The organism is Corynebacterium sp. MSK297, assembly GCF_030232885.1.
Classification (GTDB): domain Bacteria; phylum Actinomycetota; class Actinomycetes; order Mycobacteriales; family Mycobacteriaceae; genus Corynebacterium.
This window is the reverse complement of record NZ_JASPGD010000002.1, coordinates 343,322-367,969: the sequence shown is the minus strand read 5'-3', so window position 1 is coordinate 367,969 and position 24,648 is coordinate 343,322. Positions and strand designations below refer to the sequence as shown.

At 56.2% G+C, this 24,648-nt stretch carries 22 protein-coding genes; 12 read left to right on the top strand and 10 right to left on the bottom strand.

The window, feature by feature from the left end; translation table 11 throughout:
* Positions 1–48: 48 nt before the first annotated feature.
* Positions 49–177, bottom strand: a complete 129-nt coding sequence (locus QP888_RS03665) for a hypothetical protein (RefSeq protein ID WP_284812151.1) — start codon at positions 175–177, stop codon at positions 49–51.
* A gap of 476 nt (positions 178–653) precedes the next feature.
* Here QP888_RS03665 and QP888_RS03660 point away from each other — a divergent pair, with 476 nt between their 5' ends.
* Positions 654–869, top strand: a complete 216-nt coding sequence (locus QP888_RS03660; protein WP_284812150.1) for a hypothetical protein — start codon at positions 654–656, stop codon at positions 867–869.
* A gap of 116 nt (positions 870–985) precedes the next feature.
* On the top strand, positions 986–2,311 hold the full coding sequence (gene gabT / locus QP888_RS03655; RefSeq protein ID WP_284812172.1) for a 4-aminobutyrate--2-oxoglutarate transaminase: 1,326 nt from the start codon (positions 986–988) through the stop codon (positions 2,309–2,311).
* Positions 2,312–2,468: 157 nt separating this feature from the next.
* On the opposite strand, the gene QP888_RS03650 is transcribed toward gabT, so the two are convergent.
* From QP888_RS03650 to QP888_RS03625, 6 genes are all read right to left on the bottom strand, one after another.
* On the bottom strand, positions 2,469–2,753 hold the full coding sequence (locus QP888_RS03650) for a fibronectin type III domain-containing protein (RefSeq protein ID WP_284812149.1): 285 nt from the start codon (positions 2,751–2,753) through the stop codon (positions 2,469–2,471).
* A 13-nt stretch (positions 2,754–2,766) separates the two neighbouring features.
* Complete coding sequence (locus QP888_RS03645) at positions 2,767–3,129, bottom strand: hypothetical protein (RefSeq protein WP_284812148.1); 363 nt, start codon at positions 3,127–3,129, stop codon at positions 2,767–2,769.
* Between the two features lie 110 nt (positions 3,130–3,239).
* Positions 3,240–4,883, bottom strand: a complete 1,644-nt coding sequence (locus tag QP888_RS03640) for an amidohydrolase (protein ID WP_284812147.1) — start codon at positions 4,881–4,883, stop codon at positions 3,240–3,242.
* A gap of 66 nt (positions 4,884–4,949) precedes the next feature.
* The gene (locus QP888_RS03635) at positions 4,950–6,287 is read right to left on the bottom strand and encodes an MFS transporter (RefSeq protein ID WP_284812146.1); all 1,338 of its coding nucleotides are present in this window, start codon (positions 6,285–6,287) and stop codon (positions 4,950–4,952) included.
* Between the two features lie 109 nt (positions 6,288–6,396).
* Positions 6,397–7,452, bottom strand: a complete 1,056-nt coding sequence (locus tag QP888_RS03630) for a trimeric intracellular cation channel family protein (RefSeq protein WP_284812145.1) — start codon at positions 7,450–7,452, stop codon at positions 6,397–6,399.
* 100 nt (positions 7,453–7,552) lie between these two features.
* Entirely contained in the window at positions 7,553–8,713 is a 1,161-nt protein-coding gene (locus QP888_RS03625) for a glycerophosphodiester phosphodiesterase family protein (protein ID WP_284812144.1), read from the bottom strand.
* Between the two features lie 323 nt (positions 8,714–9,036).
* Between QP888_RS03625 and QP888_RS03620 the strand changes: the two genes are divergently transcribed.
* The 5 genes from QP888_RS03620 (at position 9,037) to QP888_RS03600 (ending at position 15,315) form a co-directional block, all read left to right on the top strand.
* Complete coding sequence (locus QP888_RS03620; RefSeq protein ID WP_284812143.1) at positions 9,037–9,597, top strand: CAP domain-containing protein; 561 nt, start codon at positions 9,037–9,039, stop codon at positions 9,595–9,597.
* A gap of 158 nt (positions 9,598–9,755) precedes the next feature.
* A complete protein-coding gene (locus QP888_RS03615) occupies positions 9,756–11,495 on the top strand; it encodes a thiamine pyrophosphate-dependent enzyme (protein WP_284812142.1) in 1,740 nt (579 codons plus the stop codon).
* Between the two features lie 80 nt (positions 11,496–11,575).
* On the top strand, positions 11,576–12,895 hold the full coding sequence (locus tag QP888_RS03610; protein ID WP_284812141.1) for an aromatic amino acid transport family protein: 1,320 nt from the start codon (positions 11,576–11,578) through the stop codon (positions 12,893–12,895).
* Positions 12,896–12,994: 99 nt separating this feature from the next.
* Positions 12,995–14,035 carry a histidinol-phosphate transaminase gene (gene hisC, locus QP888_RS03605; protein WP_284812140.1) on the top strand — a complete coding sequence of 347 codons (1,041 nt, stop codon included), beginning with the start codon at positions 12,995–12,997 and terminating at the stop codon, positions 14,033–14,035.
* A complete protein-coding gene (locus tag QP888_RS03600) occupies positions 14,035–15,315 on the top strand; it encodes a M20 family metallo-hydrolase (protein WP_284812139.1) in 1,281 nt (426 codons plus the stop codon). Before hisC ends, QP888_RS03600 begins: the two co-directional genes overlap by 1 nt.
* Before the next feature lie 58 nt (positions 15,316–15,373).
* Here the strand turns inward: QP888_RS03600 and QP888_RS03595 are convergent, their stop codons facing one another.
* Entirely contained in the window at positions 15,374–15,514 is a 141-nt protein-coding gene (locus QP888_RS03595) for a hypothetical protein (RefSeq protein WP_284812138.1), read from the bottom strand.
* Between the two features lie 137 nt (positions 15,515–15,651).
* Between QP888_RS03595 and QP888_RS03590 the strand changes: the two genes are divergently transcribed.
* Positions 15,652–16,686 (top strand): ABC transporter substrate-binding protein, encoded by a 1,035-nt coding sequence (locus tag QP888_RS03590; RefSeq protein WP_284812137.1) that lies wholly within the window; start codon positions 15,652–15,654, stop codon positions 16,684–16,686.
* A gap of 74 nt (positions 16,687–16,760) precedes the next feature.
* On the opposite strand, the gene QP888_RS03585 is transcribed toward QP888_RS03590, so the two are convergent.
* Positions 16,761–19,943 (bottom strand): error-prone DNA polymerase, encoded by a 3,183-nt coding sequence (locus QP888_RS03585; protein ID WP_284812136.1) that lies wholly within the window; start codon positions 19,941–19,943, stop codon positions 16,761–16,763.
* Between the two features lie 230 nt (positions 19,944–20,173).
* Here QP888_RS03585 and QP888_RS03580 point away from each other — a divergent pair, with 230 nt between their 5' ends.
* The 3 genes from QP888_RS03580 (at position 20,174) to QP888_RS03570 (ending at position 22,983) form a co-directional block, all read left to right on the top strand.
* The gene (locus tag QP888_RS03580; RefSeq protein WP_284812135.1) at positions 20,174–21,061 is read left to right on the top strand and encodes a MetQ/NlpA family ABC transporter substrate-binding protein; all 888 of its coding nucleotides are present in this window, start codon (positions 20,174–20,176) and stop codon (positions 21,059–21,061) included.
* 174 nt (positions 21,062–21,235) lie between these two features.
* Positions 21,236–22,312, top strand: coding sequence for a methionine ABC transporter ATP-binding protein (locus QP888_RS03575; RefSeq protein ID WP_284812134.1), 1,077 nt, complete (start codon positions 21,236–21,238; stop codon positions 22,310–22,312).
* Entirely contained in the window at positions 22,309–22,983 is a 675-nt protein-coding gene (locus tag QP888_RS03570; RefSeq protein ID WP_284812133.1) for a methionine ABC transporter permease, read from the top strand. Before QP888_RS03575 ends, QP888_RS03570 begins: the two co-directional genes overlap by 4 nt.
* 104 nt (positions 22,984–23,087) lie before the next feature.
* On the opposite strand, the gene arsB is transcribed toward QP888_RS03570, so the two are convergent.
* Positions 23,088–24,176, bottom strand: coding sequence for an ACR3 family arsenite efflux transporter (arsB, locus tag QP888_RS03565; protein WP_284812132.1), 1,089 nt, complete (start codon positions 24,174–24,176; stop codon positions 23,088–23,090).
* 103 nt (positions 24,177–24,279) lie between these two features.
* Here arsB and QP888_RS03560 point away from each other — a divergent pair, with 103 nt between their 5' ends.
* Entirely contained in the window at positions 24,280–24,627 is a 348-nt protein-coding gene (locus QP888_RS03560; RefSeq protein WP_284812131.1) for an ArsR/SmtB family transcription factor, read from the top strand.
* Positions 24,628–24,648 lie beyond the last annotated feature (21 nt).

Here is a 24,648-nt window from a genome sequence, read left to right as displayed (position 1 = left end):
GTTTGTTGAGTGTTGGAAGAAAGAAAATCTCGAGGTTACCAGTTAAGGTCACTGGTCCGATATTCCAGCCCACTCCAGTTCGATGGTTCCGTGGTCGATAAGAACGTGCCAGAGTCGGCGGTCAAATAGCTCAACCGTCGTCGTAATATCAGCCAGGGTATCGAGGTAGTTTCGCATGATTACGGCACGAGCCTGCTTATCAGCAATCTGCCGGGTTAGCTCGTCGTACCGGGTAGTGGCGGCCGTAAACCCGTCTTCGAGTTTGGCAAAGCGTTGCCGGTAGGCCTGCTGGTATTGAGCGATGCGTGTATTGGGCTTGGACTTCCTTGTCCATCATCACCATCAAGCCCTCGATCGTCACGAGCGTTGTTGCTTGCTCGGCCTCGAGGTCTCGGGTGTTCATGGCGTTGTCGAGCGCCCTTTGAATGGTTTGTGTCACCTCAGAATGGGCAGTTACGTACTTTGACAGCGCCCGATTGAACGCGGCTTGAATCCCTTCATCGCGTGGGTGCGGCATCGGCTTTGGGTGCTCGACCTTCTATTTGCTGTTGCACTGCCAGACCATCGACCGGTACGGGTCGTTGGAGTGCCAAACTTTTGAGCCGTAGTAAGCGCCACACACCGAGCACTTGAGCTTCTGAGTGAACGGTTAGATGCCCCTGTGCCCTTTGCGGGATGCGAGCTCGGCCTGCACACCAGCAACCGATCGCGCCCGGCAACGTGAATTCGACCGGACGACGCAGTTCGCTGACGTACACGGTGGTAAACGTGCGTTGTTCAATGGTGGTTCCCGCCAACGAGCGCAGCCCAAGCTCGCTATGCTGAAAAAGCCACGGAAACATCAAATCCGCCGTGGTTATACGCGGTAGCGAAGTAAAAGCTACAAATTCGCCCCCACGGACCTAGATTTTGAGACTGAAACTACAGATAATGAGTGGACAGCACTTCACACGCCACCCAATTCACAGAACAGGATGTGATCGCGATGAAAGACCTCACCTACCGCATCGAACAGAAAATCTCCATCAACACTGAGCTCCCCGGACCGAAAAGCACCGAGTTGTTCACACGCCGCAACCAGGCGCTGCCTTCCTCAGTGGGATCGGTGCTGCCGGGATTCGTCGTGGACGGCGACGGAGGCATTCTTGTCGACGCCGACGGCAACCAATTCCTGGACCTTGCCTCCGGCATCGCCGTGACCTCCGCCGGTGCTTCCAACCCGCGCGTCGTCAAAGCCATCCACGACGCTGCCGCCCGGTTCACCCACACCTCGTTTATGATCTCGCCGTATGAGTCCTACGTTGCACTGGCAGAAAAACTCGACAAACTCGCCCCCGGTGAGCACGATAAACGCACCGTGCTGATGAACAGCGGCGCCGAAGCCGTGGAAAACGCGGTAAAAATTGCCCGCCACTACACCAAGAAAAAAGGCGTCGCCGTGTTCGACTACGCATTCCACGGCCGCACCAACTTGACCATGGCCATGACCGCGAAGGAAAACCCGTACAAAGCCGGGTTTGGCCCGTTCGCGGGTGACGTGCACCGCGTGCCAATGTCGTATCCGCTGCGGGATGGCTTAGCCGGCGACAAGGCCGCCGAGCGCACAATCGCAGAACTAGAAAAAGTCGGCGTAGACAACCTGGCGTGCGTGGTCATCGAACCAATCCAAGGCGAGGGTGGTTTCATCGTGCCTGCCGAAGGATTCTTGCCGCGCATCGTCGACTGGTGCCGCACCAAGGACGTGGTGTTTATCGCCGATGAAATTCAAGCCGGCATCATGCGCACCGGAACATGGTTTGCCAGCGAACACGAAGGAATCGTGCCGGACCTGGTCACGATGGCCAAAGGCATTGGCAACGGTATGCCAATTTCTGCAGTCACTGGACGCGCGGAAATCATGAACGCGCCGCAACCAGGCGGCATCGGTGGAACCTATGGCGGAAACCCGGTCGCGTGTGCCGCTGCGCTGGCAACCCTGGAAGAAATGGCGGCCGAAAACCTTGGTGCGCGCGCCATAGAAATCGGGCACATCGTGCGCGAGGAACTTGCCGAAATCACCCAACACCCGCGCGTGGCAGAATTGCGCGGGCGCGGCGCGATGGTGGCACTCGAGTTTGTCGATGCCGAGGGCAACCCAGACAAGGAATTGACCGGTGCCATCGTGGAGGCCGTGAAAGCCTCGGGCGTGCTGGTACTCAGCTGTGGCCAGGACGGAAACGTGATTCGCTTCTTGCCGCCGCTAGTAATCCCCGAAGCTTTGTTGCGTGAAGGCTTGCAAACCATCGTGCACCACTTCAAACAGTTGGTTTAGCAATACTCAGAGCGGGCTGACGCTAGTAAAATCAATGTTTTGTGGCGTTAAGTGCTAGATTTCCAGTAGTAAACAAAAATCGCAGGAAAATCTCCCTCAACTCCATACAGAGCTAAGGGAGATTTCAATCTGCATTGAGATTTCTAGCTTGTGAAAACTAGCAATTTTCGACTCCATCAAAACGGGCATTTACGAAAGGCTCCGGTACAAAATCATTACTGACTGTGACTTTACCGTCATTGTCGGACACATTCACACAAATCGCGGCTGCACGAAAACCCGATCCCGGAGCTGACGTATCAGGCAAGAATCCATCCGGATCAACATAGGTCGGCACCTGATCACCTGGCTGATATAGATGCTCAGAAGACAACTGTTCTGCCTGAGCCGTCGACGCCGTTGCTCCAAAAGCAAACATTCCAATAATTCCCGCTGGTGCCATACTTATTAATTTTTCATGGTTTCTTTTCCAGATATTCCATGTTCGGTGATTTTTCCGGGGTAGAGGTGAGAAAACTTTCAAAAATGGCCGATGCCTCCAGCAGAACCTCTGTTTCATGATCTTTGTCATGACTTCCATCAAATGGGGGGAAGTCATACCATAGACGCACTAACTTTCCATCATGCCGATGGGGGGAATGGAGATCGAAATAATGCCAAATCTCACCCTTAAATTGTTCATATGGTCCTTGATATTCCTGCACGCCAAAATTGTGCAAAATAATATCTCCATTTTGGATATCGCTCAAAGTTAAATTTTTGAGCACCTTTGCCAGGTAATCCATCTTCCGGGGATCACTTGCTTCCACAATATCCATGGTCATCTACCTATAAATGCTTCAGAGATAAGCCTATACCTGCATCGTGATTTGTGTAAGTCTTTTTCTTTAAAAGCTCACAATTCACCTTTCCAGATTGAGAATCCAGGCTAAACCTCCTGTAAACCACCGTGCACGAACTCGCCGCCCACCATCGTCGCCACAACCTCGATGTCACTGATTACGTCCGGATCCACCTCGCGGGGGTCGTCGGCAAGCACCACCAAGTCAGCCAACTGGCCCGGCGCGATCTGTCCTTTGCGGCCAGCCCAGCCAGTGGCAGCGGCTGAACCTGCAGTATAAGCATAGAGTGCGTCATCAACAGTAATGATTTCTTCTGGGCCGAACTCTTCCCCGTTTTCTGTTGTACGCTGCACGAATGCCTGAATAACCTTGAGTGGTTCCCCGTCGGCAACCGGGCGATCCGAGCTGCCCGGCAAGATCATGCCCGCTTCCAGTAGACGCTTGGCCGGGTAAGCCAGTTTCGTGCGCTCTTCACCGAGCATTTCTGCCATGATCCCGCCGAATTCCGGGATGAACCGGGGCTGCGGTGCCACGACGATGTTGTTTTTGGCCAGCCGCTCAATTTGATCAGTGCGCACTACCCCGCCGTGTTCGATGCGGTGCGGCATTTCCGGTGCCCCATATTTTTCGGTGGCTTCTTCGATGATGTCGAGTGCCAAATCTACCGCTGCGTCACCAATGGCGTGCAGCGCCAGCGACCAACCATTGCCAGCAGCCTTGATGGCTTGCGCAGTCATATCTTCCGGATCGCCCTGCAAGTAGCCCGTGCGGTGTGAGCAACCGCAGTAGGCCTCTGTCATGGCCGCGGTGGTGCCCAACATTGAGCCGTCGGTAAACAGCTTCACCGGGCCGATCTGCAGGCGCTCATTACCCAAACCAGTGCGGATGCCCGCGTCCAGGCCGTGCCCCTCCGGATCATCAGGGTGCCCATCGAGCGGGTGGAGTACGTCGCTCGTGATCATCGCTTGCGTGCGGGCCAGCAGGTCCCCGGCAGCCGCGGCTTGCTGGTACGCGGCCATCTCGCGCGGGCTGTGACCGATCCAACCACCGGCGATCCCGGCATCAGTGACCGAAGTCAAGCCTTCTTCTACATAACGACGGTGCGCCAGCTGCAGCGCGTAGGCGAGCTCGTCGACCGATTCCGGGCTGAGCTGATCGTTAATTGCGCGCATGGCGTTTTCTTCCAGCAGGCCAGTCGGGTTGCCGTCGTCGTCAAGCACCACCTGGCCGCCTTCTGGCTGCTGCGGATCGTCGATATTGATGCCGCCAGCTTTCAGGCCCGCAGTGTTGACCGTCATGCTGTGGCCAGAATTGTGTTTGATGGCTAACTTACGGTTGTTAGTGGCCCGGTCCAGCTCGGCGATGTCCAATTCTTCCCCACCCATTTTCGACGGGCGGAAATTCGAAGCAATCAGCCACTCCTGGTCTGGACGATCCTTCTCTGCCTGGGCCAAGGTGTCATACACATCCTGTGCGCTGTGGCAATCACTGAGATCAATCTCTGCCAGCGTCAGGCCAAACCACACCGAGTGGCAGTGCGCATCGTTAAAACCCGGCGCGATAAACGCATTGTTGGCATCGAAGCGACGGCGCGCACCCAACTGGTGGGCCTGGGCCTCATCGAGGATGAAAAACCGGTCGCCTACAATCCCGACTGCGCTTGCCGACGGATTCTCGCGGTCGCCAGTCCAGATGCGGGCATTAGTAATGAGGGTATCGAGCAAAGCCATGATGGATGGTGATTCCTTTCGCGGATGAGGGTGATGTATTCGGGATTATGGGGCCTATGCTGAACGTTAATTCTCTTCGTGCTTGTATTTCGAGCCCATGATTCCACCGAGCGCGGTCAACAACGTGATAATGATTAACAGCACCATCGCGGACACCGAGGATTGTTCCTCGAAAAACGAGTTGATGAAAGTGGCTAAAAATGGCAGAAGACCAGAGATGGCACCTGCAATATTCGAGGTGATCGCCATCCCGGTGTAGCGGATGTGGGCCGGGAACATCTCGCCAAGCAGGACCCCAACCACACCATATGGTGCGGAGATAACCCAGATTCCGATGCAGATCGCCATGGTCATAAGAAATGCGTTGTGAGAATCAATCAGCAGCCACAGCGGTACAGCCAAAATGGCTGCCGCAATACCTCCGATGCCCATGACTATCCCGGCACCGTAGCGCTCGCCGAGACGGCCATAAAACGGGAGGAAGAACAACTGCCCTGCTGCAGCCAACAGGGTGGCATTGACGACGGTTTGCCGGTCATATTCCAATACTTGGGTGCCGTACGACAATGCGTAAGTAGTGAAGATGAAGAAACCACCGATTCCGGTAATCGCCGCACATGTCGCATACACTGCCTGTTTCCGGTAAGCACTGAAAAGTTCTTTCAGCGATCCAGTGGGCTTGTTCTCAGATTCTGCAGCCAGCTGTTGATAGACCGGGGATTCTTCCACTTTTAGACGAATCCATAGCGCGATTCCCAGGAATGGGAATGCTGCAAGGAATGGAACGCGCCAGCCCCAGGAATCGACGGCGTCGTCGGGAAGCATCACCACCAACGCGAAAGCCCCCGAAGACAACAGCGTGCCCACCGGTGAACCGAGCTGCACCATCGCAGCGTAACGGCCGCGCTTTTCTGGCGGGGCATGCTCGATAGCGATGGTGGTAGCACCACCCCACTCCCCGCCGACGGCGATGCCCTGCAGCAAGCGCAATACCGTCAGCAGGATTGGTGCGGCCATGCCAATCGCGTGATAATCCGGCAGCAAGCCAACCAGGCCGGTGGCCACACCGATCACGACGATGCTTAACAACAGCGCGGGTTTACGGCCATATTGATCGCCGAGCTTGCCAAAAAGAATGGCACCTAGCGGACGTGCGAGAAAGCCAACACCAAACGTCGCGAAGGAGGCGAGCGTCGCAGTAACCGGATCTTCCGTAGCAAAATACAGGTGGTTGAACACCAGAGCGGAGGCCGTGCCGAATAGGAAGAAATCGTACCATTCCAACGCTGTACCGACGAACGCTGACATCGCAATTTTACGAACGTCCTTATCGCGTACGTGATGGTCCTGCACAACTGCATCGTTGGTGGAACCGTGGATTGCATCACCCGGGGATGAGCTCATAAAATCGTGTCCTTTGATGATCTAAAGTTAACCAACACTACTATGTGCAAACTTATGCTTTAGATCACCTTAACATGGGTGTTAGCTGTCCCCGACGCGCAATGACGTTTTAATCCCGCGAGTTATAACGCTCCAGCAAACGCTCGATAAGCTCATCGCTAAGCTTGTCATCCGCCAAAATAGTGTCGAGAAGACGCTGCGATTCCTCCGTGGATACCGGCTCCTCAGTGTCATAAGAATCCCCGGTGAAATCCACACCAAAATCCGTATCATCACTAGCCGGTGGAACCGCACTGAGCTGGTCGACGTCGGAATCAAAAGAATCCATAAACTCACTGACTTCTTCTTCCGTCATCTTCGTGCGCTTGCCAGAACGCGCTTCTTTTTCCATCCGGCGTTGCAGTGCGGCCTCCATTTGCCGGTGCCTCCAGGACCGCACGCGATGCGGTTCCAGCTTGCGGCCGACCGCACGGCTTTTATGTTCCGCCTTTTTCGCCAGCACCTTCACCTGGGCCGCAGTGTCATTAATGGGAGCCCAGTCTTGATGCGCCGGAACTCGCCAGCCAGCCCAAATACCCAACAGTGCAAGGAAGATCGACACCAGCGGGCCCACCACCATGCCGACAGCCAGCATATCCAGGTGATTACCAAACAGCACAATGCTGGCACACGCCACCGCCGGAATGACCGTGGGCTGGTTATTGCCAAACACAGCGGGTTCGCGGCCCATGGAAATATCGCGAATCATGGAACCGCCCGTCGCAGTGAATACGCCCATCATGATGCAGGGAATCAACGGCAAACCGTAGGCAATAGCTTTCACCACACCAGTGCCAGCCCACAATCCAGAGACGACGGCGTCGCCATGCGCCTGGATATAATCCCAGGTTTTGCCCTTGAAATAGACAAAACGCGCAATCAGTGCGCCGGTAAAAGCCAGATACAGGTATTCCGGCTCGCTCATCGCCGCGACGGTGCCCTGGTTGATGAGCACATCGCGCACCATACCGCCACCCAACGAGGAAAACATCGCGATGAAGAAAAATCCGATGATGTCGTAACCGCTTTTTCGTGCGATGGTGCCGCCGATAATTCCCATCAGGAGCACGCCGCTGACATCAGACCAGCGGTAGAGGGATTCAATGAGCGGATCTACTTCGGACATAAGCAATATTGAACTCCACCGCTACACAAAGCGCGAAATTAGTCCACCCACATGCGCAGCAGTAGCGCTCACCAGAACCACTGCTGCGGTTACTCGTGTGCTACTTGTCTTGCAGTACCGCTTGACCCTTGCTTGGATAGTCAGTGATCAAACCATCCACACCGGCAGCAATCTGCTCACGCATAGTGTCTTCATCATTGACGGTCCACGGCACTACCGCCATGCCCGCCTTGTGCGCCTTGGAAATCAGCTCCGGTGTAGCGACCGGGTGGTAGTCGTCGTCACGCGGCGTTTGCCCATAAGGAACAGCATGTCCAGGCGAAAGCACCTGCACGCCTAACTGTTTTGCGGCTTCTACGATGTCACCGTCGAGCGCGTCATAGTCAATATCACCGATCCAGGCCGAGCCGGACTCCCATGTGGTGTTATCCCAGAGCAAAGCCAACGGCATCTCAGGATCGCGCTCTCGTACCAGCGGCAACGATGCCCAATCAAAGGACTGAATTATGGTGCGATCCGCGACATCAGCGTCCTCCACCTCATCCATGATCGCATCGACGATTTCCTGTGGGGATGCCGTTTGCTCGCGGTGCTCCGGCTCCAGCTTGGCCTCGATATTGAAGCGCACATCCGGGTAATCCGCGGCAATCTCGAAGACCTCAGAAAGTTGCAGCAAGCGGTTGTCGTCCTGCGGGGCTGCATCTGGGAAATCGTCCAGGTTCTTATTGCAGTTCAGCGTGGACAGCTGCTCAAAAGTCAGATCGTGGACCAGCTTGCCGACGTACGGGAACTGCGGATCATCCTCGGTAACAGGCTCGGTGTCCTGGCATTTCTCGGCAGCAACCTCTGGATCATGCCAGACAACGGGTACACCATCTGCTGAGAGCACAATATCGAATTCTAGGGTGGGTGCCCCCATTTCTAGCGAGTTCTGCAACCCCTCCCGGGAAGACTCAATCCACTCGCCACGTCCAAAACGGTGCGACTGTAGATCGAAGTCTTGCGGCAGTTTCGCAGCCGCTTGTGGAACCGGGTTGGCTTGCACATCCAGGTCTACGACCTGCTGGGTGTCAAAAACCAGTGGTTCGTCCTGCTCTGCAGCCTTCGATGCTGTCGTTTTTGCACTCGTGTCATTATCTGCAGGCTGGGCACACCCGGACAAGGCGAGTGCTCCGACCCCCACAGCAGCAATGAAGCTCGCAGCTCGGCGATGCCGAAATTGGGCATCGTGGAAAAACACAGCATTGTTGCTTTTGATCATCAAAACCCCTATCCTACGCAAAGCCCGACTCATCGCGTGTGATCACTAGCCACACGCACCAACACCTGTGCCACCCCACTCGAGGTATTGGCACTGACCCCATGCTTAGCACATCTCCGGAAAATCCAATATGCATCGTGCCCCCGTATGAGAACTGAAAATACCTTCCATACCACAACGCCACCCACCCTGCAGCCCCCCCCTAAAGTGGGATGTTTTGCTTAATCGGTAATGAAAACCTTGACAAATAACTGTGCGCAGATCACAATCACAAATGCCTGAGTCGCAGGACTCACTCGAAAGTCTTATCCCCGGAGGGAATCATGAAAACCATTTCACGTCCAGCAATCATTGGACTCTGCACCGCTGTGTCACTCGTTGGCATCGCTAATTCTCCCGCTGCCTCTGCTTCCCCCATTGCCGAGCTTTCTTCTGCTTCCCCCGTTGCAGATATTTCTTCGACTGCGGATCAAAGCTCAGCACCTTCGATTTCATCCGAACGGACCAGCTTGCAGCGCAATGCGACACACCAAGCAATCATCGATGAAACCAACAAAGCCCGCACCGAAAACGGCAAGCAGGAGCTCGAGCGCAACGATTACCTCACTGAAGAGGCACAGCGTCGCGCCGAAAAACTCGCAGCCAACAACGAAGTCGTACACTACGGACTTGATGATATCGAGTTCGGCCACGGACTCGTTGCAGAAAATCTGCGCGGCACCTGGGACGACAAGATCGATCCACAGTCAGAAGTTCAAGCATGGTTGGACAGCCCAGAACACCGCAAGAATTTGCTGAACGACACCTTTACTCAGATTGGTATTGGTTCAGAGCTCGCTTCGAATGATATGTGGCACATCGTCGCACTTTATTCTGAACTCTAAAGCAGAGCTTCAGTCGGCATAATTGCAAAGGACCGCATAACAGAGCCTTGTTATGCGGTCCTTTTTTATTGATATGCTTACTACAAGCAGTCTTATTGTGTCTCATTTCACACTAGATATTGCCGAACATATTCCCTGCTACATCGCGAGGTAACAGCATGAGCGTAGGCCACGTGGGCATAGCAATCGCCCGCAGTCTTGAACTCCACGACGTCCCACGAATCTTCGAAGTACCAGGCGAAAGCTTCCTTCCGGTGCTCGATGGTCTGTACGAATCCTCCATTGACACCATCGTGTGCCGCCAAGAAGGCGGTGCCTGTTACATGGCAGAAGCCCACGGCAAAGCCACCGGCCAACCTGGCGTCGCCATGGTCACTCGCGGGCCAGGTGCCGCGAACGCGTTCGTCGGCATGCACACAGCCTGGCAAGATGCTACTCCCCTGGTGCTATTCGTTGGGTTAGTTCCTACCAGCGATCGCGACCGGGAATCTTTCCAAGAATTCGACATCAAAGCGTGGTTCGGCACCCAAGCCAAACGCGTCTATGTGCTTGACGACGCCTCCCGCGCCAGCCGCGTGGTTGCTGAAGCCTTCCACTTAGCCACCCAGGGCCGCCCAGGCCCAGTGGTCATCGGCCTGCCGGAAGACGTCTTACATCAAGAATTCACTGGGGAGCTCTGCCCACCGCTACCTGCCAGCCATGGTGCATTCAGCGACGCCGACCTGGACTATCTCGCAGCCGAACTTCGAACAGCAGAAAAGCCACTGATCTTCGCCGGCGGTGCGCACTGGAACGCAGACACCAGCGCAGCAATACAGCAATTCGCCGAAAACCAACAGATCCCGGTAGTGCACGACTGGCGTGCCAGCGACCGCATCGCGTTTTCCTCGCCTGCAAACGCTGGCTGGCTCGGCTACGGCCGCAACGATGCGGCCACCGAGCTGCTGACAGAAGCCGACCTCGTCGTGGAGATCGGCGCGGTACTCACAGATGTGCCTACCGACGGTTACACGCTACGCCAAAACCTGGATGCGAAAAATATCCTGATCAACACCGATACCACTCTGTTGGGGAACTCCGCCGCCATCACTCGACACATCTTGGCCAACCCGCACGCCTTCGCGAAGGTTACCGAGGAACTGACCAAGCGCATCGACTCCGAAGAGCGGGTCGCCGCTGACAGTGAAGCCAGCACGGACACCAGCACTGATGCTGGTGCTGGTATCTCTGCCACCCAACACGAATGGTTCACCACCGCGCACCGCAACCACCTGGCCTTTTCGGACGTCGGCACGCCAGAAAACTGGCCAGAGACAGCCGCAGGCACCGCGCACATGGAATCGATCATGGCAGCGATCCAGAAACAGGCCCCGAAAGATGCGCTGTACACCTTCGGCGCGGGAAACCACTGCCTATGGGCGCAGCGCTACCTGCACACGGAAACCTACCCTTCGCAGCTCAGCGTGCGTAATGGCTCAATGGGATATTCCATCCCATCTGCCGTAGCAGCCTCGCTGCAGTTCCCGGAGCGCACCATCATCACAATCGCTGGCGACGGCGAATACCTGATGAACGGCCAGGAGCTTGCCACTGCAGTGCAGGCAGGCGGGGCGTTTCTGGCCGTGGTGATGAGCAACGCGGAATTCGGCACCATCCGTACCCACCAGCTCAACCACTACCCCAAGCGGGTCTCCGGCACGCAGCTAGCCAACCCGGATTTCGCTGCCGCCGCCGTTGCCTACGGTGCGCACGGCGAAACCGTCACCAATGACCAGGACGCCGCCGGAGCTGTCGAACGCGCCCTGGCTGCGGTGCGTGAAGGAAAACCGGCAGTGATTAACGTTATTACTGACCAAGCACTGTCCATCCCGACCGTTCGGCAAAACACCGACGAATAACGCCGGGCACACACCGCCCCGGCAACAACAGCGTGCCACCCCGGCGGCCAGCACCCAGCTCACACAAGAAAGCAACCGCTATGAGCACAAACAACCACAGCGCCACTAGTGGCGCCAGCCCAGCAACGAGCACCACAAAGCAACAGGCGAAGAAAAACGCCGAGCCAGCCGGATCCACCTCATCGTGGGTGATCACGCTGTTCGGTACTGCCGTCGGCGCAGGCATCCTGTTTTTGCCGATTAACGCCGGATCCTTCGGCTTTATCCCGTTGCTGTTCGCCACCATCGTCGCGTTCCCACTGGTCTACTATTCCCACCGCACCTACGCGCGCATCGTCTCTGCAGCACCAGAAAAGGACCACGGCAAAGATGTCCTGGAACTGTGCACGCAGTACCTGGGCCGCGGCGGCGGGGTCATCATCGCGATCTTGTACTGGATCGCCGTGTTTTCCACCGTGCTCATTTACGGTGTCTCTATCACCAATGCGGTCGATAGTTTCATCGTCAACCAGCTGGGTGGCTCCTCAATCAACCGCTGGATCTTGGCGACGCTGTGTGTTGGTTTAATGACAGCCGGGTTCGCCTTCGGCCGCAAACCAATGTTGTGGCTGGCGCAGATCCTGGTCTACCCACTGATTCTGTTCCTGGCGATCACTTCGATCTACCTGATTCCGCGCTGGGATATCTCCAGCTTTATGGAATTCGACTACGACGGCGGCGGCTTCCTCTCCGTCGTCAAGGGTGTTTTGCTGATCCTGCCGGTGATGGTGTTCTCGTTCTCGCACATGGCAGCGCTCTCGCAGCTATCCGTCGACATGCAGCCAGCACATGGCAAGAACACAGAAAAGCGCGTGTCGAAGATTGAGTTCTACACCGCGATCCTGCTGGTCGTATTCACCATGATCTTCGTGTGGTCGTGCGTGCTGGCACTCGGCGCCGATGGTATGCGCGAGGCGCACGAGCAAAATATTCCGGTGCTGTCCTACTTCGCAAACGTCACCGGCACCCCAATCATGGCCGCAATCGCGCCGATGGTGGTGGTGTGCGCGATCGTTTCGTCGTACTTCGGCCACCTGCTGGGCAGTGAGGAAGGCACCGAATACCTGTTCAAAACCGTCGCACCCAAAACCGCTGCGCGCATCCCGCGGCGCAACCTGCTGATCGGCATCTACGTCTTCGCGTTCGCCGCCACCACACTGGTCGCGGTGTTCAACCCATCGATCGTCACCCTGGCATCCGTGGTCGCCGGCGTCTTCGTCGTTTTCTTGGTCTACCTGCTGCCGGTTTATATGTTCCGCAACCTGGACGTGTACAAACACATACGCAAAGACAAAGCCAACCACTTCGTATTGATCCTGGGCCTGATCATCATGGCCATCACCATCTGGGATCTGTTCTAATACTGAACGTTCAGGTTGCACCTGTAACCTCAATCCCGCATCAGCCCCAGCAACCCAAGCCTTGCTAAACCCAACCCGCATTCTCAGGAGGTCAGATTCATGCTGCGCAAAGATCTTAGCGAATTCCCCTATTACCGCCCCGGCAAAAGCGCCGAGGGTAAAATCAAGCTCTCATCCAATGAGGCCGACTACTCCCCGCCATCATTCGTGCAAGATGCCATCCACGCGGCCATGCAGTACGGTAACCGCTATGGCGAATTCGGCTCCCCGGAGCTTACCGCGGCGCTCGCGGACTACCTAGGCGTTGGTGAGGATAATCTCTGCGTCGGCCCTGGTGCCTCCTCCATCGTGCAGCGTGCGGTGCGCATTACCTGCAACACTGGCGACGAGGTGGTTTTCCCATGGCGTAGCTTCGAAGCCTACCCGTTGTATGTGCGCATGGCCGGCGCCGTTCCGGTGACAGTTCCGCTTGCCGACGACTACAGCATCGATCTGCGCGCCTGTGCCAAGGCCATCACGGACAAGACCAAACTGGTGATTCTGTGCAACCCGAATAACCCGACCGGTACGACGTTTAGCCGCGCGGAATTCCGCGAGTTCATGGATATGGTGCCGGATGATCTCGTGGTTCTGATCGACGAGGCATATTGGGAATTCAACGATGATCCCGACCGCCCGGATGCGGTGCAGGAAATCCAGGACTACCCGAACCTGATTGGCGCACGCACCTTCTCCAAGGCTTTCGGTTTGGCCGGTCTGCGCGTCGGTTATGGTTTTGCCCAACCAGAATTGGCCAAAGCACTGAACCTGGTGGCTTTGCCGCTAACGGTGACCGCGATGGCTGAGCAAGCGGCAATCGCTGCTCTGGCCAACCGCGACGCGTTTACCCCGCGTGTAGAAGAGTCCAAGCGCCAGCGTGATCGCATCGCTCGCGCCGTCGGTGCCGCACCATCGCAGGGCAATTTCGTCTGGATGCCACGTTCGGATGCTGCAGACGTCGAAAAGCGCATTTTCGACGAAGGCGTGATCATCCGCCGTTACGGTGACGAAGGTGTGCGTGTTTCCGTGACCAGTGAAAAGGAAGCCGACGCGTTCCTGAATGCATGGGAACGCGCGGGTATTAGCAAGGAAAGCCAGTGATGACGAACTCGAGTGTTTCTGGCCGTGCCTTTTCTGACCGCGACTTTTCCGATGAAGCTTTCCTGCAAGATTTCGCCACCATGTCCTCACATGGTGCCACCGCAGCCGGTGGTGTAGACCGCGAAGCGTGCACCGTGGCAGACCAAGAAAATCGGCAGTGGATGTCCCGCGTGTTCGAGCGGGCCACGGGCAACCCGGTCCACTTCGATGCCATCGCGAATCAATTTTCCACCATCGAGTTCATACCCGGCGCACCCTATGTGTTGCTGGGTTCGCACCTGGATTCGCAGCCGATGGCGGGGCGTTTCGACGGCGCTTATGGTGTGCTCGCAGGCGCTTATGCTGCCGCCCGGGTGCGGTCGGCGGTAGAAGCCGGTGACCTCACCCCGAGGTTCAACCTTGCGGTGGTCAACTGGTTTAACGAGGAAGGCTCTCGCTTTGCGCCTAGCATGATGGGTAGTTCGGTGGCGATTAACAAGATGGGCTTGGATGAGGCCCTAGCGTCGACCGATTTTTATGGCACTACCGTACGCGATGCTTTCAACGAGACCGGTTACCCAGGTACCGCTTCCCTACCGGAGATCGCTTCCTATGCGGAGATCCACAACGAGCAGGGCAAGAACCTGGAGCAGGCCGGGGCACAGATCGGGCTGGTGACCGCAACGTGGGGCGCGCGTAAGTTCCGTGTGGTGGTCCACGGCGAGCAGGGCCACACCGGCTCAACGCTGATGGAAGACCGCCGAGACGCGCTCTTCGGCGCATCGATTGTGATTGCACAGGCCCGACGCATCGTCGACAAGTTCCCAGGCCAGCCGCTGCAGATCTCTGTTTCGCAGATGGAGGTCAAGCCGAACTCGCCGGTGACCATCGCCCGCGAAGTGATTTTCAACGTTGATATTCGCTGCCCGCACGCCGAGGTGCTGGACCAGGCCGAACAGTACTTGGAAACTGTCATTGCAGACGCTGCCGACGAGGCGCGCGTAGATATCGACCGGACGCTCACACACAGCTGGAACCAAAACGATTATTCATCGGCTGGCTGCGAACTTGCCCGCGAAGTGGCCGAAGAGTTGGGCTATTCCCACCGCGAGGTCATGACTGTCGCCGGGCACGATTCCACAAATATGAAAGACGAAGTACCCACGGTGATGCTGTTCGTACCGAGCGTCGACGGCATCTCCCACAACGAGGGCGAGCTGACTCTTGACGACGATTGCCTGGCCGGTTTGGACGTGTTTACCGGTGTGGTCGGCCGTTTGGTCGCCGGCGCGCTGCACTAGTGGCCACGCAGAACCAGTGGCACCGCGGAATTAGTGGCACCGCTGCACTAGCTGCTAGTTAGAACAGCGTGGCCTCCCCGGGCTGCACCTTCGGACTCTGCGCCTTCTCGCGTTGTGCTTTCTTTTGTTGTGCTTTCGAGGATTTAGCCCGGGGTTTGTGCTGTGCGCGTACGTCATTCGGAGCATCAGCGATGCGCACATGGCCGCCAGCCTACCGCCACCACAACTACGTAATTCAGGGAATATTCTCCCATTGAAAACCATCTCAATCCGCAATCGAATCCTAGATGTAATTCCTAGAGTTTTGGCAGCAGGTTTTTTGCTAACGTTATGGTCATGAAAAAGATTATTCCGCTATGTGTAGCTGCTGCCTTGACCCTGAGCGCGTGCTCTTCTGCCGACGAAGCCGCTGACTCTGTCAAAGACGCGGCCTCGGAAGTATCAAGCACCGCATCCTCCGTTGCTTCGGACGCCGAGAAAACCGCCAACAAAGATGGCGAATCCCGCACTGTGGATACCGAACTCGGCGAGGTAGAAGTGCCTGCCGATGTGAAATCCGTCGTGGTACTCACCGGAAGCCGGGACCTCGATATTGCGCTCTCACTGGAGCTACCAGTCACCGGTTACCCGAAGGCACCCGATGCGTTTGACTTGGATTCGCCATTGGCTGCAGAAATCAAGCAAGCCAACGAGAATGGCGCAGAAACGCTGTACACCGCCGGTGATGAAGAAACAAACATCGACGCTATTAAAAAGGCTGAACCGGACTTGATCATCGGTGCAGTCCAGGATGTCATGCCGATCCACGACGAGCTCAAAGAGATCGCTCCAGTACTACCAATCGGTGATTTTTCCACCGCTACCTGGGAAGATGATCTGATGTTGGTTGCGTCCGCCACCGGCACCGAAGAAAAGGGCGGCAGCCTGATTGCCGATTATGAAAAACGCGTCGGCAGGTTGTCGGATAAGTATGCCGATGCACTGGCCGATCACAAGTTCGCACCCGTCAGCTATGACGGCGAGAAATTCGTCATCAATGGCACGCGTTTGCTTTCGCAGGTGCTGCAGGATCTCGGCGCGGAACCATCCGAGGCTTTCAATGAGGCCTTAGAGGGTGTGACCGGCAAGTATGACATCGATGAGATCGCACAGGCTCTTGACGACGTCGATGCGCTAGTAGCGCTAGTCAATGAGAAATCAACGTGGCAGTCGCTACAGTCGAATGCGCAGTTCGGCACAATCCCTGCGGTACAGAACGAGACCGTGGTGCGCTCCGATGAGCAAACCCACGAAGGTGCCTACTACTCCGCGATGCACGCGGTGGATATCATCGAAGAACTGCTCGAGATGCTGGATGCGGAGAGCAAATAAGCTTAACTGATGCGCCAACCCGCTGCATGAGCTAGGCCGAGCGGAATAAGTACAGCTCAGCTGCATGAGCTGGGCTATTGAAAATCCCGCGAGCGCACCGCAAGTAATTCGCTGACCTCCAGCGGCTCCAGTCGATCGGCCACCACCGTGGCTGCCCCACTCGCGTTTTGCACTACCCCGCGCACCACCAAAGCTTTGGCGGTGCGCGCTAGTCTTTTCTGCCGCTTCCACAACCCCGGCGACACAATCACGTTGATCAGCCCGGTTTCATCCTCCATCCCGAAAAACGTCGCCCCACTTGCGGTATTCGGTCGCTGCCTGTGGGTGATCATGCCAGCCACCCGAATACGACTGCCATCGGGCACCTGCAACAACTCATCGGCACGCACAACGTTGTTGGCAGCTAGTGCGTGACGCAATAACTCCATCGGCTGGGTCTCTGGAGTCATTCCCGTCGAAGCCAGATCTGCCGCCAGAATCTCAAAACCACTCATGCCGGGCAGCGTCGGCGCAGCAATCGCCGAAAGCCCCGACAGCATGCCTGGTTGCTCAGTGGCTGCCACACCAGCAACCCATTGTGCTTGCCTGCGATCCAGCCCCAACACCTCCAACGCCCCGGCGCGTGCGAGCGCTTCGACTTCACTCACTGAAGCCCCAGTGCGGCGTACCACATCCGCCACCGAAGACTCCCGGCTCAACGAGTGTTGTGCAGCAACGATGGCCTCAGCTGTAGACGTCGACAAGCCTTTCACAGAACCGAGCCCCAAGCGGATGGCCCCGCTGGTCACGCTGGCTTCTACCTGCGAATCCAACGCTGAAACCGGCAGGATCTGCACCCCGTGGCGGCGGGCATCCTGGATCAGCGACTGTGGAGAATAAAACCCCATCGGTTGCGCCCGCAGCAGCCCGACGCAGAATTCTGCAGGGTAGTAGCGCTTAAACCATGCCGAGAAAAACACCAGTGAGGCAAAAGACTGCGAATGCGATTCTGGGAACCCATAGGCAGCGAAAGCCACGATCTTTGACCACAGCTTATAGGCGGTTTCTGCCTCGATCTGGTTGGTTTCCCAACAACCGCGTAAAAAGCGTTCCTGTAGCGCGGCCATCCGCTCTGGCGAACGCTTCGAGCCCATCGCCCGGCGCAAATCGTCAGCTTCTGCACCACTAAAACCGGCGGCATCAACCGCGATATGCATCAACTGCTCCTGGAACAACGGGATGCCCAAAGTCTTTGCCAGTGCTTTTTCCAGCACCGGGTGGTCATAAGTCACTTCTTCTAGCCCGTCCCGTCGGCGCAGATACGGGTGCACGGAACCACCCTGGATCGGGCCCGGGCGGATCAGCGCGACTTCTACCACCAGATCAAAAAAGCAGCGTGGCTTCAGCCGCGGCAGCGTGTTCAGCTGCGCGCGCGATTCCACCTGGAATACCCCGACGGCATCGGCGTTGCAGAGCATGTCGTAGACGTTGGAGTCTGCCAGGTCGATTTCCCAGAGGTTCACGGTGTATCCGTGTTGTTCGTGCACCAGGTCAATCATGTGGTGCAGTGCTTCCAACATGCCCAGCCCCAGTAGATCGAATTTCACCAATCCGGCGCCCGCGCAGCTGTCTTTATCCCATTGCACGACACTGCGGCCTTCCATCGCCGCCCATTGCGTAGGCACCACATCCGTCACCGGCCGATCACACAACACCATGCCTCCGGAGTGAATGCCCAAATGCCGCGGCTGGCCTAGGAATTGCTCTGATAAAGCCAGCACATTATCTGGTGGTTCAGATTTTCCTTGTGCCCAACTATCGGCGGCACCTTGCGGAAACCCCAGGGCACGGGCGGCGTCGCGTACCGCGCCTTTCCGACGGTACGTAATCACGTTAGCCACTTGCGCGGCACGGTCACGCCCATAGGTGGCATAGATGTATTGGATGACTTCTTCCCTGCGGGTGGATTCAATATCTAAGTCAATATCCGGTGGTCCATCACGATCCGCCGATAAAAACCGCTCAAATAACAGCTGTGCACTGATCGGTTCCGCGTTGGTAATACCCAGGCTGAAGCACACCACGGAGTTCGCTGCCGACCCTCTGCCCTGGGCCAAGATATTCTGCCGGGCACAAAAATCGACGATACCCATCACAATCAAGAAATAGCCGGGAAAGCCCAGCTGCTCGATAACCCCGAGTTCATGTTCAATCTGGGTGCATGCCCGCCGATAAGTCTGCTCTGGGTAGGCCTGATAACGCTTTCGAGCCCGGCTATAGGTCAGCTGCCGAAGCCAACTCATCTCGGTTTCACCATCAGGAACTGCAGAATGCGGCAGGCGCGGTGCCACGATATCCCAACTAAACGCGCACTCTTCGGCAATCTTCACGGTAGTTTCCAGGAGCTTCTCCCGTCCTGGGGCCAGCCGCAGCATGCCGCGACCATCCCGCAGCCACTGCGCACCCATCGGGTGGGTGTGCCAGCTGGCAGCTGCCAGTGATTCCCGCTTGGCCAACGCGGCTTTCGCACTGGCCAAACGGGCGTGGCTACGGGTAGCAGCGTGCGGGCTGGCGCTGATGATCGCGCGCAGACCAGAATGCTGACTCATTAATTGCGCAGCAACCGCATCCAGTGCCGCAAAACGGTCGGCATCTTCCGGTAACAAGTTAGATTCATAGTGCAGAACCAAGCTGTCTATTCCAAACGATTCGATCAAGCTATCGAGCATATCAAGCCAGGAATAATCCACGAGGATAAAGCATTGCCCAGCCAATTGCTCCGCCAATAATTCCAAACTCGGATACCGCGGGTGGCGGTCTGTGCTCGCCATATGCGCCGCCGCCATCACCCGAGACAGCAACCGGTAGCCTTCCGGGGTACGCGCCAAGAAGGTAAGACTGCCATGATCCAGACTCAACCGCGCACCAAACACCGTGGGCAAACCAGCTTTAGCTGCGGCTTCTGCAAACACAATGGACCCATAAAATCCATCATGATCGCAGATCCCCAACGCAGTTAAACCCAGTTCACAAGCACGCTCTACCAGCGCTTCTGGGTCCGAGGCCCCAGCCAAAAAGCTATATGAGCTCACCGCAGCCAATTCCGCGAAGGCTGGACCGTCGGCACGCTTATACCCTGCATTTTTATCTACAACCGCAGCAACATCGGCCCCTGGTGACAGCGCTACCGGGCTAGACACCGGATGAGGCACCGGATGTCCAGATAAGATCCTTTCCAAACGTGACCACGACAGGCCTGCACCACCGTTGAAATTCATGAAACTAACCCTACACAGAAACTCACACATATGCGTATATATTTTCGAATAAAACATTTTCTTAGCAACCACAGGCCGCGATGGTTGAACGAAAATATAGACAAAGCTGTACAGAATCTGATAAATTCCACGTCATTGCGCGACATGCGTACCGGGCCTCGCCACACATGCTGGAAGCCCCACCATGCACGAGCCCGTCGACGCACACCCCATGAAAGGACGCACACGCTATGAATATCCGCCGCATTCTTGCCGGTAGCACCGCTGCACTAACCGCCACCACCCTGGTCGCCTGTTCCGGCGACAATGCCGCTTATACCCCATATTCCAAGGACGACACCATCACCATCGGCACCACCGATGCTTCGCTGGAATCATGGTCGGTATTCGAAGAGGTCGCTGAAGAAAACGGTTTCAACATTGAGCTTGAAAACTTCGCAGAATACTCCCAGCCAAACCCTGCACTGAGCCAGGGCGAAAATGACATCAACAAATTCCAGCACCTGATGTTCTTGGCGCAGTACAACGTTGATTCTGGCGATGACCTGGCACCACTGGTATCCACGGAGATCTACAAGATGGGCCTGTTCTGGGAAGGCTCCGACGAGCTCGACGTCGACAAGATCGAAGGCGAAGAAGTTGTTATCCCGAACGACACCGTCAACCAGGGCCGCGCACTGTTGCTGCTGCGTGAGGCCGGGTTAGTGGAACTGGTCGGTGATGTGAAGTACACCCCAAGCGTGGCTGACATCGATAAAGAAGCTTCTAAAGTCACTGTCACCACGGTCGACGCTTCCGAAACCGCACGGCAATACCGTCTGGGCCAGCCAGCTGTGATCAACAATAACTTCCTAAACCAGGCCAATATTGCCCCAGAAGAGGCTATCTTCGACGACGATCCGAACGCAGAAAGCGCCGAGCCGTACATTAACTTGTGGGTCGTTCGTGCCGACGCCGTCGACGACAAGGTCTTGAACGAGCTGGCTGAGCTGTGGCACGACGAGCGTGTCGCCAAGGCCGTATTCGAAGAATCCGGCGGAACCACGGTGCAAGTCCAGCGCCCACGTGAAGAATTGCAGCAGATCCTGGACGATCTGGAAAAAGAACTGCAAGGCTAGCCCTGGATCCAACGCGACCACTGGAACTGCTGGCGCTACTGCAGCACAGCGCATTCGGAACGCTTCCGGTATTCCTCCGGATTTTCCGGGCAAGCCAGTAACGAAAGACGCTTAGTCACGGCTAACATAGCTGCGACTAAGCTTTTTCCGTCTAAGAAGAAATGATGGTTTTTCGTGGTAACACACTCGGGTACAAGCCCAGCTAGCGGAAGTGGCGAACGCCGCGGCACCCGCATCGAATTCACCAACGTCAATAAAGTCTTCGACGCCAAAAAGAAGGGCTCTACGAAGGTCACCGCCGTCGACGATGTCACCTTAACCGTCGAATCCGGCGAAGTCATCGGCATCATCGGTTATTCCGGCGCAGGTAAATCCACCCTGGTGCGCCTGATTAACGGCCTGGATAATCCGACCTCGGGCTCACTGAAACTCGACGGCACAGAGATCGTCGGCATGTCTGAAGCAAAGATGCGCGGGCTGCGTCGCAATATCGGGATGATCTTCCAACAGTTCAACCTGTTTAATTCCCGCACCGCAGCGGCAAATATCGAATTCCCGCTGAGACTGGCCGGGGTGCCAAAAGCCGAGCGCACCAAGCGCGTCCAGGAGCTTCTCCAGTTCGTTGGGCTGGGCGAACGCGGCAATTCCTACCCAGAGCAGCTGTCCGGTGGCCAGAAGCAGCGCGTCGGCATCGCGCGTGCGTTGGCGACCAACCCGTCGCTGTTGCTTGCCGACGAAGCCACCTCCGCGCTCGACCCGGAGACCACCCAAGAAATCCTGGATGTGCTGCGGAAAGTCAACCAGGAATTCGGCATCACCATTGTTGTGATCACCCACGAAATGGAAGTCGTGCGCGCTATCGCCGATAAAGTCGCGGTGATGGAAAACGGCTCCATCGTGGAATATGGCGAAATCTACGACGTGTTTTCGGCACCGAAAACGGACGTCGCCAAGCGCTTCGTCGCCACTGCCCTGCGCAACGAACCCGATGCCATCGAAGCCGATGACTTGCTGGCTCACGACGGGCGCCTGTTTACCATCGAACTGACCGAAAATTCTGGGTTCTTCGAAGCCGCTGCCACGCTGCGCTCTTCCGGTGGTTCCATCAACATCGTGCACGGTGGCGTGACCACCTTGCAGCAGCAATCCTTCGGCAAAATGACAGTGCGTCTCAATGGCGATGATTCCGCCATCGACGAGTTTTACCGCACACTATCCCAGCGCACCCACATTGAGGAGATTAAGCGATGATTTCCGCAGCTGATACCAACTGGGACCGCCTGGGCCCGATGTTTTCCGATGCCGTCATCGACACTTTGGTCATGGTGGCTTTCGCCATGGTCGTCGGTGGTGTCCTTGGCCTCGTGGTCGGCGTATTCCTGTTCACCACCCGCGAGAGCGGGATCCTGCAGAACAAGTTCGTCTACACGATCCTGAACATCCTGGTGAACTTCGTCCGCCCGATACCGTTCATCATTTTGCTGGCTCTGATGCAGCCGATCACCATCGGCGTGCTCGGCTCGTCGATCGGGCGTGAACCAGCCGCATTCGTGATGGGCATCGCCGCTACCTTTGCGGTCGCACGCATCGTCGAACAGAACTTGGTCTCGATCGACCCGGGCATTATTGAAGCCGCCCGGGCGATGGGAGCAGGGCCATGGCGGATCATCACTCGCGTGATCCTGCCCGAAGCACTGGGCCCACTGGTGCTGGGCTACACCTTCATTTTCATCGCAATCGTCGATATGTCCGCGATGGCCGGATACATCGGCGGTGGCGGTTTGGGCGATTTCGCCATCGTTTACGGACACCGCGCCTTCGACTACAAGGTCACACTGATTGCTACCGCCGCAATCATCATCATCGTCCAAGCCGCGCAGTTCTTCGGCAACTGGTTGTCGAAGAAGATCATGCGCCGCTAACTCATCTGTCGCTAGTGTTCGCACTCTTTACTACCGCCCAGCCCGGCTTAATCGCCGGGCTTTTCCATACGAACAACACGTCATTAAACACAACTGCAGTCAGGTTACTGTCCGGTAGTCGGCGCGGTCATACCCGGCAAAGTTGCGTCACCAGGGAAAAGCTTCGGCCCCAACCACAACATGACGTAAACCAACCCGACAAGCACAGGAATCTCGACCATCGGACCTATTGTTCCAGCTAACGCTTGTGCGGAATGCGCTCCGAAAGTACCGATGGATACGGCAATAGCCAATTCGAAATTATTTCCGGCAGCTGTAAACGACACCGACGAAGACTGCGCATAATTCATCCCCACCAGTTTTGAAACAACCAACGACACAACAAACATCCCAACAAAATAAAGCAGCAACGGGACGGCTACACGAACTACTGCCGTCGGTTGCGCTGCAATATGTTCACCCTGCAGGGAAAACAATAAAACGATGGTGTACAACAGCCCAAGCAGCGCCAATGGTGAAATAGCTGGCAAAAATTTCGTTTCATACCACTGCCGCCCTTTGATATTTTCTCCCACAACCCGGGACAAAGCACCAGCAACCAGAGGCACTCCGAGGAACACCAACACAGAACTCACGATGGTCCAGAAGGAAAACTCCACTTCGCTGGCACCCAGCCCCAACCATTGGGGTAATACTTGCAGATAAAACCAGCCAAGCAGCCCGAACATAAGTACCTGAAATACAGAGTTAATAGCCACCAAAACAGCTGTAGCTTCCCGGTCACCACAGGATAGATCAGACCACACCAGCACCATTGCAATGCACCTGGCCAAGCCAACGATGATTAACCCAGTACGAAGTTCCGGCTGATCAGGTAAGAAAAACCACGCCAATACAAACATAAAAGCTGGTCCCACCAGCCAATTAAGCACGATTGATACTGTCATCAACCGCTTATCTGCAACGATCTTGCGGGTTTTATCGTAACGAACTTTCGCTAAAGGCGGGTACATCATCACCAGCAAACCGAGTGTAATCGGCAAAGAAATACCGCCTACTTCTAGCCGCGCCAGCGTTTCTCCGATTCCCGGCATCGTGCGCCCCAGGAGTAGTCCAACACCCATCGCGACGAGGATCCATACCGGTAAAAATCGATTCAACCAGGACATACGCGGACCTTGGGCAACGGTCATAAAACTCCTTAAAAACAATTCTGAGCATCAAGCCAGAATCCTAAACTTATATCGATAGCTATCAATATATTATATCGATAGCCGTCAATATAACATAGTTGTTATGACCTCCCCAGAAACTTCCCCGCTGACTGATCCTGCCTCCTGTTGTTCCCTGGGATCTGGCCTTTTGACCAAAAGCGAAGCTGAACGCTATTCCATTCTGTTCACAGCGCTGTCCGATCCCACCCGCCTACGATTGCTCTCGCGGCTAGCTGCGGAAGGATGCGAACCAGTTAGCGTCGCAGAGTTAACAGAATTATCAGGGTTGAGCCAACCTACCGTATCCCATCACTTAGCACGCTTAACCGAGGTCGGCTTATTAAACAAGGTACGAGTCGGCCGTACGGTCATCCACCGCGTGCGTCCACAGCTTTTCGCAGAACTACGTACCGTCCTGCAGATCGGATAGAACTAAGCAAACAGCAACGGC